At 61.2% G+C, this 12,784-nt stretch carries 12 protein-coding genes and 1 tRNA gene; 10 read left to right on the top strand and 3 right to left on the bottom strand.

The features are described 5' to 3' along the window. Window positions 1-75: 75 nt before the first annotated feature. The 9 genes from N5A93_RS17250 to N5A93_RS17290 all read left to right on the top strand — a co-directional run bounded on the left by N5A93_RS17250 (window position 76) and on the right by N5A93_RS17290 (window position 10,561). Window positions 76-1,296 (top strand): aminotransferase class V-fold PLP-dependent enzyme, encoded by a 1,221-nt coding sequence (locus N5A93_RS17250; RefSeq protein ID WP_268956338.1) that lies wholly within the window; start codon window positions 76-78, stop codon window positions 1,294-1,296. A gap of 52 nt (window positions 1,297-1,348) precedes the next feature. Continuing rightward, on the top strand, window positions 1,349-2,770 hold the full coding sequence (locus N5A93_RS17255) for a cryptochrome/photolyase family protein (protein ID WP_268956339.1): 1,422 nt from the start codon (window positions 1,349-1,351) through the stop codon (window positions 2,768-2,770). A gap of 77 nt (window positions 2,771-2,847) precedes the next feature. Further along, a complete protein-coding gene (locus N5A93_RS17260) occupies window positions 2,848-4,056 on the top strand; it encodes an SAM-dependent methyltransferase (protein ID WP_268956340.1) in 1,209 nt (402 codons plus the stop codon). Beyond that, window positions 4,057-4,515 carry a TrgA family protein gene (locus N5A93_RS17265; RefSeq protein WP_268956341.1) on the top strand — a complete coding sequence of 153 codons (459 nt, stop codon included), beginning with the start codon at window positions 4,057-4,059 and terminating at the stop codon, window positions 4,513-4,515. It abuts the gene before it with no gap. A gap of 49 nt (window positions 4,516-4,564) precedes the next feature. Continuing rightward, window positions 4,565-5,638 carry an NUDIX domain-containing protein gene (locus tag N5A93_RS17270; RefSeq protein ID WP_268956342.1) on the top strand — a complete coding sequence of 358 codons (1,074 nt, stop codon included), beginning with the start codon at window positions 4,565-4,567 and terminating at the stop codon, window positions 5,636-5,638. Window positions 5,639-5,695: 57 nt separating this feature from the next. After that, window positions 5,696-6,727 (top strand): cysteine synthase A, encoded by a 1,032-nt coding sequence (locus N5A93_RS17275; RefSeq protein WP_268956343.1) that lies wholly within the window; start codon window positions 5,696-5,698, stop codon window positions 6,725-6,727. A gap of 32 nt (window positions 6,728-6,759) precedes the next feature. Then, window positions 6,760-9,210 carry a DUF3772 domain-containing protein gene (locus tag N5A93_RS17280; protein ID WP_411289505.1) on the top strand — a complete coding sequence of 817 codons (2,451 nt, stop codon included), beginning with the start codon at window positions 6,760-6,762 and terminating at the stop codon, window positions 9,208-9,210. A gap of 115 nt (window positions 9,211-9,325) precedes the next feature. Continuing rightward, window positions 9,326-9,415, top strand: a tRNA-Ser gene (locus N5A93_RS17285). A 798-nt stretch (window positions 9,416-10,213) separates the two neighbouring features. Beyond that, entirely contained in the window at window positions 10,214-10,561 is a 348-nt protein-coding gene (locus N5A93_RS17290; RefSeq protein WP_268956351.1) for a c-type cytochrome, read from the top strand. A 23-nt stretch (window positions 10,562-10,584) separates the two neighbouring features. On the opposite strand, the gene N5A93_RS17295 is transcribed toward N5A93_RS17290, so the two are convergent. After that, the gene (locus N5A93_RS17295) at window positions 10,585-10,971 is read right to left on the bottom strand and encodes a DUF302 domain-containing protein (protein ID WP_268956345.1); all 387 of its coding nucleotides are present in this window, start codon (window positions 10,969-10,971) and stop codon (window positions 10,585-10,587) included. Window positions 10,972-11,039: 68 nt separating this feature from the next. After that, entirely contained in the window at window positions 11,040-11,633 is a 594-nt protein-coding gene (locus N5A93_RS17300) for an EF-hand domain-containing protein (protein ID WP_268956346.1), read from the bottom strand. A 293-nt stretch (window positions 11,634-11,926) separates the two neighbouring features. Between N5A93_RS17300 and N5A93_RS17305 the strand changes: the two genes are divergently transcribed. Beyond that, window positions 11,927-12,259 carry an SHOCT domain-containing protein gene (locus N5A93_RS17305; RefSeq protein WP_268956347.1) on the top strand — a complete coding sequence of 111 codons (333 nt, stop codon included), beginning with the start codon at window positions 11,927-11,929 and terminating at the stop codon, window positions 12,257-12,259. Window positions 12,260-12,324: 65 nt separating this feature from the next. On the opposite strand, the gene N5A93_RS17310 is transcribed toward N5A93_RS17305, so the two are convergent. Beyond that, the gene (locus N5A93_RS17310) at window positions 12,325-12,543 is read right to left on the bottom strand and encodes a GDCCVxC domain-containing (seleno)protein (protein ID WP_268956348.1); all 219 of its coding nucleotides are present in this window, start codon (window positions 12,541-12,543) and stop codon (window positions 12,325-12,327) included. Between the last annotated feature and the right edge of the window lie 241 nt (window positions 12,544-12,784).

The following is a 12,784-nucleotide window of genomic DNA, read 5'->3' on the forward strand; positions in this document are numbered from 1 at the left end:
CCTTTTCGCTTTTGCGCTGCGGGCGGGGGGCGTATCGCGCTTGACGCCCGGCGCGGCGCGGGTTTTGGTGGCGTCATGCAGATGGACATCAATTTCGTGCGGGCACAGTTTCCCGCCTTTTCAGAACCTTCGCTCAAGGGCCAGGCCTTTTTCGAGAATGCCGGGGGCTCTTATACCTGTGCGCCGGTCATTGCCCGGCTGGAGCGCTATTACCGCCAGCGCAAGGTGCAGCCCTACGCCCTCTATGAAGCAAGCCGACTGGCGGGCGAGGAAATGGACGAGGCGCGCGCGCGGCTGGCCGCGATGCTGGGCGTGGCCACGGATGAGCTGAGTTTCGGGCCTTCGACGACGCAGAACACATATGTGCTGGCGCAGGCCTTCCGGCAGTGGATGCGACCGGGCGAGGCGATCATCGTCACAGATCAGGATCACGAGGCCAATTCGGGGCCGTGGCGGCGGCTGGCCGATGAAGGGATCGAGATCCGCGAGTGGCGGATCGATCCCGAGACAGGGTTGCTCAGGCTGGAGGACCTGAACGACCTGCTGGACGAATCCGTCCGGCTGGTCTGTTTCCCGCATTGCTCGAACGTGGTGGGCGCGCTGAACCCGGTGGTCGAGATCACCGCCGCAGCCCATGCCGCGGGCGCTTTCGTCTGCGTGGATGGGGTCAGCTATGCCCCTCACGGTCTGCCCGATGTGGGCGGCATGGGTCCGGATATCTATCTTTTCTCCGCCTACAAGACCTATGGCCCGCATCAGGGGATCATGGTGATGCGTCGCGAGTTGGGCGAGCTGCTGCCCAATCAGGCGCATTTCTTCAATGCTGACGTGCTTTACAAGCGATTCACCCCGGCGGGGCCGGATCATGCGCAGGTCGCGGCCAGCGCGGGCATGGCGGATTATTTCGATGCGCTGGCGGCGCATCACGGGATTGACGGCGACGCCGGCGCGCGGATGCGGGGCGTGCACGACCTGATGCGGGCGCACGAGACGGCGCTGTTGCAGCCGCTGCTGGATCATCTGCGCGACCGCAACAGGGTGCGGCTGATCGGTCCGGCGGATGCGGCGGAGCGCGCGCCCACGGTGGCGCTGGCGCTGGAACAGCCGGGGGCGGAGGCCGCGGCTGCGCTTGCGGCGCGCGGGATCATGGCGGGCGGCGGCGATTTCTACGCGGTGCGCCCGCTCAAGGCGCTTGGTGTCGACCCGGAAAATGGCGTGCTGCGGTTGAGTTTCGTGCATTACACTAGCCAGGACGAGATCGACCGGCTGATCGAGGCGCTGGACGAGGTTCTTTGATCCGTGGCGGCAGGGCCGCCGTAAAGACTGGACAAGGAACAAGAGGCAGCGCATGCAACAGGCACATCCCACATTGCTGTGGTTCAGGCGCGATTTGCGGCTGAGCGATCAACCCGCATTGCTGGCGGCGCTGGCGCAGGGCGGGCCGGTGATCCCGGTCTTCATCCACGACCCGCTTGTCGAGGGGCTTGGCGCGGCGCCGAAATGGCGGCTGGGACTGTCTTTGGAAGATCTGTCGGCGCGGCTCGAAGCGATGGGTAGCCGCTTGATCCTGCGCCGGGGCGAGGCGCTTGAGGTGCTGCGCGAATTGGCCCGTGAAACCGGGGCGCGCACGGTTTTCTGGTCGCGCGCCTATGATCCCGAAAGCGTGGCGCGCGACAAGGCGGTCAAGGCGGCGCTGACGGATGACGGGCTCGAGGCACGCAGCCATGCGGGGCATCTGTTGTTCGAACCCTGGAGCGTCGAAACCGGCAGCGGGAGTTTCTACAAGGTCTATACGCCGTTCTGGAACGCCGTCAGGGATCGCAGCGTGGCCGCGCCCGAACCCGCGCCCAAGAGCATCCCGGCGCCCGAATCATGGCCGCAGAGTGATGCGCTGACAGATTGGCGAATGGGGGCGGCAATGAATCGCGGCGCCGATGTCTGCCGCCCCTGGCAGCGCGTTGGCGAGGCGGCGGCGCTTGGGCGTCTGGGTGGTTTCGCGAGCGGCGCCATAGACGATTACAGGGAGCGGCGCAATCTGCCGGGCGAGGATGGGACATCGGGCCTTTCCGAGAATCTGGCGCTTGGTGAGATATCGGCGCGGCGCTGCTGGCAGGCGGGGCTGCGGGCGCTGAACGAGGGCAGGGCGGGCGCGGAAACCTGGCTCAAGGAGCTGGTCTGGCGCGAATTCGCCTATCATCTCCTGTGGCACACGCCCCGCATCGTTGATGCGAACTGGCGCAGCGAATGGGATGCCTTTCCCTGGAGTAACGACGAGACCTGCCCCGAAGTGATCGCCTGGAAACAGGGACGCACCGGTATGCCCTTTGTCGATGCCGCGATGCGCGAAATGTATGTGACCGGGCGGATGCATAACCGGGCGCGAATGATCGTGGCGAGCTACCTGACGAAGCACCTGATGAGCCATTGGCGTATCGGCCAGGCCTGGTTCGAGACCTGCCTGACGGATTGGGATCCGGCCAGCAATGCAATGGGCTGGCAATGGAGTGCCGGGTCCGGCCCCGATGCGACGCCCTATTTCAGGGTGTTCAACCCCCAAACGCAGGCCGAGAAGTTCGACCCGGAGGGCGTTTATCTGGATCGCTGGATCGCCGAGGGTCGGCATGATCCCGCGCCCGAGGCGCTGTCGTATTTTAGGGCGATTCCACGCAGCTGGGGTCTCAGCCCCGATGATCCCTATCCCGCGCCCGTGGTCGGCTTGAAGGAGGGGCGCGCGCGCGCGCTGGCGGCTTACGAGGCGGCAAAGGGCTGATCATGGGCGAAAATCCTTGCCCAATCGGGGCGGCACGCAATAGCGTTGGTGCTAAAAGAGTTAACGGAACCCAGCATATGATCCTGACGCAAACCGCCGGGCAGACCGATCTGCCACGCTATTTCGCCCGATGTTTCGCTGCTGCGCGCACGCTCAGAAACGGGCGGCTGGACATCCGTCTGCCCGACGGGCGGGTGTTTCGCGCCGAAGGCGCCGCACCCGGCCCGGTGGCTGAAGTGGTGGTGCATGACCCGGATCTTTTTACCCGCATGGTGCGCGAAGGCTATCTGGGGTTTTGCGAGGCCTATCTGGAAGGCGGTTGGTCAACGCCCGATCTTCAGGCCTTCATGGACCTTGTGAACGCCGATAATGATGAGATGTACAATAGCTATCCCGGCCAGAGCCTCGTGCAGCTTTACGAGAAGCTGCGCTTCTGGTTGCAGCGCAACACGCGCCAGCAGGCGCGCCGCAATATCAGCCATCACTATGATCTGGGCAACGCGTTCTATCAGCTGTGGCTGGATGAAACGATGACCTATTCCAGCGCGTTGTTCGAGAGCGGGCAGGAAAGCCTGGAGGCGGCGCAGCGCGCGAAATACGCGCGGCTTGTGGACAGGTTGGGGGTGCGCCCCGGCGATCATGTGCTGGAGATCGGCTGTGGCTGGGGCGGTTTCGCCGAATATGCCGCGCGTGAGCGCGGGCTCAGGGTGACGGGGTTGACCATCAGCCGCGCGCAATATGATTACGCCTGTGCGCGGATCGCAAAGGCCGGGCTGTCTGAGCAGGTACAGTTCAAGTTGCAGGATTATCGCGACGAGCGCGGCACATATGACGGCATCGCCAGCATCGAGATGTTCGAGGCGGTGGGTCGGCGTTACTGGCCAGTCTATTTCCGCAGCCTGCATGAACGTCTGCGCCCCGGCGCGCAAGCAGTGTTGCAGATCATCACCGTCGCCGATGCCCGCTGGGATGCCTATCGCACGGGCGTCGATTTCATCCAGAAATACATCTTTCCGGGGGGGATGCTGCCCAGTCCACAGATCCTGAGCGAAGAGGTCCGGCGCAGCGGGCTTGAAATCCTGAGCTCGGACGAGTTCGGCCAGAGCTACAGCCAGACGCTGAGGCGCTGGCACGAAAGTTTCAACACCCGTTGGGACGATGTGGCGCGTCTTGGGTTCGACGAGCGCTTCCGGCGGATGTGGAATTTCTATCTCACCTCTTGTGCAGGGGCCTTTCGCGGGGGTAATTGCGATGTGACACAGATCACGATTGCAAGGCCCGGCTGAATGCCCGTCACAGACACCATGCCCACCGCGGCCCGCGCCGTTGCCGCCCTGATGCTGGCGGCGCTTGGCTGGGTGGCTTCGGGAATGATCCCGCCGCTGATGCCAGAGGGGACCAGCTTTGGGATATTCAGGGAGGTGAATGCGGCGCTCGGGTTGATCTGCGGGTGGCGGGTGACCGGCAAGCGCCTTGGTTATGGCTGGTCGAACGGGTTGAGCGCGGGCCTGACCGGGATGGCGGCATTGGTGATCGTGTCTTTGTTCCTGATGAGCCTTTACAGGATGCTGGAACTGGCGCTGGACCGTCGTGTGCAGGGCGTGATGGAAGGGTTGGTGATGATTTTCGACATCGCCACCGAATATGCGTTGTTGCTGCTTCATGGGCCGTTGATCGGCCTGCTGGTGGGAGGCGGAGTTGTAATTGGTCTTTTCGGAGAATGGGTGTCGCATCGCTGGTCCTGATCAGACGGAGGCCTTGTTCATTGCAGGCCCGATGGCATGGTCTCCGCTGATGACGGTGATAGCGGGACGTGCCGACCTCGAGGCCTTGCCCGCGACATTGCCCGGACATGCGCTCAATGATGCGGGAATGGCTTGTTTTCCCGTGCTTGCCGACGCGCCGGGCGCTGAGGTCGAAGGTTTGGTGCTGCGAGCACCTCCGGAGGCGGCCGCTGCGCGTCTGGCTTTCTTTGCCGAAGGCTTGGGGCACGAAATGCGCCCTGTCAGATTGGCGGATGGCACTGCCGCGCTGGCCTTCGTCGCGGCGCAGGCAGACACGGTGCAGGCGGAGGTCGGGGCATGGTCGATGGCAGCCTGGGAATCGCGATGGGGCGCGCTGGCACTTGATGCCAGCGCAGAGGCCATGCGCTATTTCGGGCGTATGGATGCCGCCGGGCTGGCATGGCGGATGCCCATGATCCTGTCGCGCGCCGGATCGCGCCAGGCCGCGGCCGATGGTGCCCCGGCCAATTTGCGCAGCGCGACTCCGGCAAGCGAGGTCTCCTGTCTTGCGCGCCACACGCCCCATGAAGGCTATTTCCTGACCCGCGAATATACCCTGAGGTATCCCGGTTTCGACGGGACCATGAGCCCCCCGCTGCGCCGGGAAGTGTTCGTTGCCGCCGATGCCGCGCTGGTTTTGCCATATGATCCGCGACGAGACCGTGTGCTTTTGGTCGAGCAGTTCCGCATGGGGCTTTATGCGCGGGGCGATCCGCGTCCATGGATGCTGGAACCTGTGGCGGGACGCATCGATGCGGGTGAAACACCCGAAGCCGCTGCACGGCGTGAGTGCATGGAGGAGGCGGGACTCGATCTTGAGCGGATGGAGTTCATTGCGGGGCATTATTCCTCGCCGGGGTGTTCGACTGAATACTTCTACCTTTATCTTGGCCTGTGCGATCTGCCCGACGAAGGGCAGGGGCACGGGGGGCTGGAAAGCGAACATGAGGACATCCGAACGCATGTGATATCATTCGAGCGCGCCATGGAGCTGTTGACCTCGGGCGAGGCGGATAACGGGCCGCTGGTCCTGTCGCTGATCTGGCTTTCACGTGAACGTGCCCGGCTGCGCGCGTCTGCTTGAGTTCCATTGCGCCGGGCACTAAGTCTTGGGGAACGAGCGGAGAGAGGAGCAGCGTCAATGCGTATCGCGAAGGATCTGGCCGAAGCGGTCGGCAAAACGCCACTGATCCGGTTGCGCCGTGCCAGCGAGGAGACCGGTTGCGAGATCCTCGGCAAGGCGGAGTTCATGAATCCGGGCCAGTCCGTGAAGGACCGTGCCGCGCTCTATATCATCCGTGACGCTGTGGCGCGCGGTGAACTGGCACCCGGCGGCACCATCGTCGAGGGCACCGCAGGCAATACCGGCATCGGGCTGGCTTTGGTCGGCGCGTCGTTGGGCTTCAAGACGGTGATTGTGATTCCCGAGACGCAGAGCCAGGAAAAGAAGGATATGCTGCGCCTTGCGGGCGCTGATCTTGTCCAGGTGCCGGCAGCGCCCTATTCAAATCCAAACAATTTTGTTCGATATTCTGATAGGTTAGCTAAAGAACTTGCCAAAACCGAACCAAATGGCGCGATCTGGGCCAATCAGTTCGACAACGTCGCGAACCGCCAGGCGCATGTGGAAACCACAGGCCCCGAAATATGGGAGCAGACCGGCGGCAAAGTCGACGGGTTCTGCTGCGCGGTCGGGTCGGGGGGCACGCTGGCCGGTGTCGCCGCGGCGTTGCAGCCCAGGAACGTGAAGATCGGCCTCGCCGACCCGATGGGTGCGAAGCTTTATTCCTATTACAAGACCGGAGAACTGGAGGGGGATGGCAGCTCGATCGCGGAAGGGATCGGGCAGGTGCGCATCACCCGCAACCTCGAAGGCTTCAGCCCCGATTTCGCCTACCAAGTACCCGACGAAGAGGGGCTGCCGCTCGTGTTCGATCTTCTCGAGCATGAGGGGCTCTGTCTTGGCGCGTCGTCGGGGATCAATCTTGCGGGCGCGATCCGCCTCGCGCGAGAAATGGGACCGGGGCACACGATCGTGACGGTGCTGTGCGATTACGGCACGCGCTATCAGTCGAAACTGTTCAATCCGGATTTCCTGCGCGAAAAGGGCCTGCCCACACCCGGTTGGCTGGATGAGGCGCCCCGCAGCATTCCGGGAGTCTTCGTCGAGTGACACGCATCTTCCGTCAGGTTCTGCTGGCGCTGATGCTGGCCATCTTTACCGGAAGCGGCGGCGGATTTGCTGTGACGGCGGCCGTTGCGCAGGAAGCCGCCAGCGCATCTGACAGAGCCCCCGATTTTGACCGCTGGGAGCAGTTTGCCACCACCGCCGAGAATGCCCTGGAGGCGGGCGATACTGCGAGCCATGAGCTTGAGCGGCTGCGTGAGCAGCTGACAGAATGGCGCGAAAGGTTCCTTGAGGCGCAAAGCGTCAATGCGGGCAGTATCGCAACGGTGCAACGCCAACTTGAAGCGCTTGGACCGGCGCCCGAGGAGGGCGGGGAATCTCGCGAGATCGCGCTGGAGCGCGAACATCTCAATGCGCGGCTGACCGAGCTTCAGGCGCCGGGTAAACGGGCCGAGCTGGCCTATAGCCGTGCTGATGGGCTGATCCGCAGCATTGATCAAACAATCCGGGATCGCCAGACCGAGGCGCTGTTGCAGATCGGGCCATCGCCTGTCAATCCGGTCCACTGGCCCGACGCACTGAGCGAACTTTACGCCACAGGCACCTCGCTCATGAGCGAAACGCGCACATCATTCAACAATGCGGTGGAACGGGGATCGATCGGGGACAGCCTGCCGGTAACGGTGCCGCTGTTCGTTATTGGACTTGTTCTGATCACAAAGGGGCGGCGCTGGAGTCGGCGGCTGAGCCGGCGTATCCTTCGGGATCGTGAAAGCGCGGGGCGCTGGATCGCGGGGTTCGTCGTGTCGCTGGGCAGTTTCGCTCTGCCCTATTTCGGCCTTGTCGCGATCAGCGTGTTGATGATGGTTTCCGGGCTCCTGGGGCAGCAGGGTGAGCAGCTATTGCAAGAGATCGTGCGCGCGTCATTGATCTTTCTCGTGGCGCGCTGGCTGGCGACAAGGGTATTCCCCGCCGAAGACACGCGCAGACCGTTGCTGGACCTCGAGCCCGACGCGCGCCTGAGGGGGCGTTGGTATGGGGCGTCGCTCGGATTGCTGATCGCGGCGCTGAACCTGGGCAACGGGATGCGCGAGATCTTCGACTGGTCCGAGGCGGCAGGCAATGTAATCCTGTTCCCGGCCATAGTGATCGCGTCTCTGCTGTTGTGGCGGCTGGGTCGCTTGCTGGGGGCGCATGCGCGAAGCGAAGAAGATGCGGCAGCGGGCGAGGAAGCCCACAATTCGCGGCTTGCCGGGATCATGACACGCACCATGATCATTTTGGCGGTGCTGGTGCCGGTTCTGGGGGCGGCGGGGTATTTCTCACTTGCGAAATTCCTGCTGTTCCCGTCGCTTCTGTCGCTGATGCTGATTGCGGCGCTGTTGGTGCTTCAGCGGGTCGTGCTTGAACTCTATGCGCTTTTGACGGGCAATGTCGAAGGGGCGGCGGAGTCGCTGATCCCGGTCATGGTCGGCTTTGTGCTGGTGCTGCTGTCGATGCCGCTCTTTGCGCTGATCTGGGGCGCGCGGGTGGCCGACCTGACCGAACTCTGGACGCGCTTCGTGGAAGGTGTCTCGATCGGGGGAACGCGGATTTCGCCAACGATCTTCCTGACCTTCGCGCTGGTGTTCGCGCTTGGGTATCTGGTGACGCGCCTGACGCAGGGGGCGCTTAAGAATTCGATCCTTCCCAAGACAAGGATGGATCCCGGCGGGCGCAATGCGATCGTCGCAGGTGTGGGCTACCTGGGGATATTCCTTGCGGCCATCATCGCCATCACCAGTGCCGGGATCGACCTGAGCAGCCTGGCCATTGTCGCCGGTGCTCTGTCGGTCGGGATCGGTTTCGGCTTGCAGAATATCGTGTCGAACTTCGTCTCGGGGATCATCCTGTTGATCGAGCGTCCGATTTCGGAAGGCGACTGGATCGAGGTGGGCGGCCAGCACGGTTATGTGCGCGACATTTCGGTGCGTTCGACCCGGATCGAGACGTTTGACCGCACGGATGTGATCGTGCCCAATGCGGATTTCGTCAGTGGAACCGTCACCAATTACACCCGTGGCAATACGGTGGGGCGGGTCATTGTGCCGGTCGGCGTGTCCTATGGCACCGATACCCGCAAGGTCGAGAAAATCCTTCAGGAGATCGCCGAAGCGCATCCGATGGTTCTGGCCAACCCCAAGCCCGCAGTGGTGTTCCAGGGGTTCGGCGACAGCTCGATGGATTTCGAGATCCGGGCGATCCTGCGGGATGTGAATTTCGTTCTGAATGTCCGGTCGGACATGAACCACGAGATCGCCCGCCGCTTTGCCGAGGAAGGTGTCGAGATTCCGTTCCCGCAGCAGGATCTGTGGCTGCGAAATCCCGAGACCCTGAGACGCGACGCCAACGCGTCGCGCGAGGCTGGCAAGATATCGCGGACCGATACCACGGCGCATCTGAACGAAGGCGATCTGGAGGAGACCGAGCGTGACCAGGATGCGGGCCAGGGCGAGGATGGCGCGGACGGTGGCGGCGACGGGCGCTGATCGCGCCCCGCCGGTTTCCCCGCGCAGGCCGCGTCGGGTGGCGGCAGGGGGAATACAGCCGAGTGACAGAAACCCCTTGAACTGCCCGTTTGTGGACGTTTAAAGAGAGCCGCACGGAGAGGTGGCCGAGTGGTCGAAGGCGCACGCTTGGAACGCGTGTAGGCGGGTAACCGTCTCCAGGGTTCGAATCCCTGTCTCTCCGCCACTTGCCCTCGCGAAAGACTTCTCCCGATCCGGCTGCAGCCGGATTTTCTCGTTGTTTTCGAGGGTTATGCGGGAGGGACTGAGTACTGGCCCATGCGGCAGGAGGCCCGGATGCGGTCTCATAGGCTGGGTATTCTCCGAACCTCATGACTCCCCCCGGTTTGGTGCAGAGCCTGTAGGACACTGAAATTAAGGGTTTTGTGCGCACCTAAGCTGAGCACTTCGACCCCGGTGGCAGCCGGTCATGTGGAACAGAAATCGAATATTCACTGTCGCAGGAATGCAGGCGAAGTGGTCACTCGGGCGGACACTAGTCGTTCGCTGCGCTCTGCACCAATGGCGGCTCAGCGGACTTGTCGGGCGTAGGTTTTGATCGATGAGATTTACATCGACTAGCTTCTGGCCGCAGCCGTCGAAATGCCGGGCTTTCAACTCGCGGTGTGCCATTTGTAGTGAAATCCAAGCATTTCAAGTGAAAAAACATGCGAGATTGCTTTAAGCCTCCAAAACCGGCACCATTAAGAAGAGCAATCATGCGTTTGGATATTTCTGTCCTGACGCAAATTCTGCTCGAAGGGAGGGCGAGATGCTTCGAACTCTTAAAAGAATTTCTTTACTGACAGCGCTCTCAATCAGCTCGGTGACAATCGCTGGCTGCAATCAAGAGCGCATTCGTCACTCGTCCGACTGGTGGGGAGGGGGCCACATGGGGCCTGGACCCATGGGACACCACCATGGCTGGCAATGGCAAGAGATGCATGGAAGCCAGCGACAGCGCGCCATTCGTCATTGGACCTACATGAACCAAGGTGTTCCGAGTGCCTACCAACGTGCGCGGAACCCATTTCAGGCGACTGAGAGCTCCGTACGATCGGGCGCGGCGCTGTATCGTCAGAACTGCGCTTCCTGCCATGGGCCGCGCGGCCTTGGAAATGGCATGGCGGCCCGCAGTTTGGAACCGTCGCCGGCGATCCTGACCTACTTCGTGCAGTCGCCAATGGCGGCTGACGGATATCTTATGTGGGCCATCTCCGAAGAAGGGGCGAACTTCGGCACGGACATGCCGGCGTTTAAGCATACCCTGTCACGGTCAGAAATTTGGAAAATCATTACCTACATGCGGGCAGGCTTCCCAGAGCCAAGATAGCCCTGGGAAAGCGCGGCACCGCGTTAGATTTCGTTCACGACCTGTGAGAGCATCTCTCGCACCTGGCCCGCTACATGCTTAAGGTCATCGTTGTCGATTGCCTGCATCGAGGCAACTGGGTCGATAGCGCTGACCTCCACACCATCGTCAACCTTCCGCAGGATTACGTTACAGGGCAGCATTGCCCCGACTTGCGGTTCGACCTGCAGTGCTTCATAGGCCATGTTTGGGTTGCACGCGCCAAGAATACGGTAGCCATCAATTTCGGCTCCGATTTTCTTCTTCAAAGTGCTCTTGACGTCGATTTCGGTCAGCACCCCGAAGCCGTGGTCTGACAGCGCCGACCGGGTCCGCGTATCAATATCTTCGATCGTGGCTTCGGTGATGGTGCGGTTTATCGTGTAGCTCATTTTGGTTCTCCTTTAAGGAAAACGGACCGCGCTGAGGCGGTCCGTAATCGTGTTTCGTGTGGAAAGGCTTAGTCGTCGTTCATCATGCGACCATTGCCCATGCCGCGCGGCTGACCACCCTGCATGTGATTTTCACGCCAGCGTTGTTGCATGTTCTGAAAGCGTTCCATCCGGTCCGCTGGCGCACTCATCTCGTCGCCGGTGATCCGGCCGTCACCATTTTCATCAAGTGCCTGGAAATGATCCACGACCATGTTGCGGATCATCGCAGCGTGGAAGGCCTCGAACTCTTCGAGAGTCATGCTGCCGTCGCCATCGCTGTCGAACTCTTTCATACGTTCAGCAAACCCTTCACGCATTTCACCTGGCGACATTCTTCCATCGCCGTCACTGTCAAAGCGGCTGAACATGTTTCCCATCATGCCAGGGCCACCCATCATGCCGGGACCGCCCATCATACCGTAGCCTTGCATCATTCCGGACCCATGCATGTAGCCTTGGCCATGCTCCCATCCGTGGGCATCACCCATGCCCATGCCGTGCATTGGCATTGTGGCGACAGATCCCTCCCGGCCAGTTTCATGGGACATCGCGGACCCGGCTGAAAAGCCCATGGCCAAAAGCGCGGCCAGGGCAAGCGTCGGTGTGGTGATCCGTTTCATAGCAGCTCCTCCTTTATTGCGTTCGTAGCTTATCACGTATGAAACGCATCTGGGCGCCCCAACCCCTCGCATTCAAAAAATGCGATTTGTGTGCTTCACTCCGATATCCGCAGGTCCATCAAAGGTATGATCGTGGAGAACTTAAGTGGCCTCATCTTTTCGCACACGATTACGTGAGCTGTCTTGCAAGCCAAGCGCAGAGCCTGCTCCCTGTATGAGATTTTGCGCGAAGGATCGCGCTTAGTGTCTGACACCAAGCGGATCCTTTTCTGAAAAACAAAAGGAATCCTGCAATGAAACTCTTCGCATTCACAACAGCAGCCCTTGTCGCCAGTCTGCCCGCTTATGCCTCACCGGGAGATGGCCGAGAGTACTATGGCCATATGTGGGGGGGTGGCGGTTACGGTCACAGTTTTTTTGGAGGAATGTTCATGCTGCTCTTCTGGGGCGCGTTGATCGTAATCACGATACTGGCTGTTAAGTGGTTCATCGATCGCGACAATGGGAGCTCTAGCGGCCAAGGTAATAGTTCAGCCGAGCAGATTTTGCAGGACAGGCTTGCGAAAGGTGAAATCGAGCCGGAGGAATACCGGGAGCGGATGAAAACCCTACGCGAAGACAGCTGACTTGCTCGCGACCTGAAGACCAGTGTTTGGAACGGCTTTTTTTCGAGGGAAGCCACGGACGCGATTTACCCGCAGCAGCTATCGCCTTGTTGGATCGGTGGGCACGGCACCGTGCCATAGGAGCAGAAAACACAACAAGCACCTGGGAGCGGCTTCAAGATCGATCCACAGGATTTGCACTCGTAAAACCACTGGCAGCTATCGGTCGGCATCGTCTCGATCGCAGAAAAGCTGCATTGTGGGCAGGTGATAGTGCTTTCTAAGACAACTGTAATCTCCGACATAATCTAATAATATCATAAAAGGATAGACAGTATACTTCTTAGCGGGCTTCAACGTTCTCTCTGGGCTAATTCGCGTCATTCACGGCGTAAGTCACGAACGGCGGCTCTGGGCCGGTCGCGTCGGCCTGACAAGCAGGGTCAGAGAGCTATGCGTGATTTTGGGTGACGCGGCCTGATCAAGCGGCGCGGTTTGCAGTGTCGTTTGTGGCGACACCGTCGGTGAATGTGACGCCTTCGATGA

The organism is Roseovarius salincola, from assembly GCF_026891095.1.
Classification (GTDB): Bacteria; Pseudomonadota; Alphaproteobacteria; order Rhodobacterales; family Rhodobacteraceae; genus Roseovarius; species Roseovarius salincola.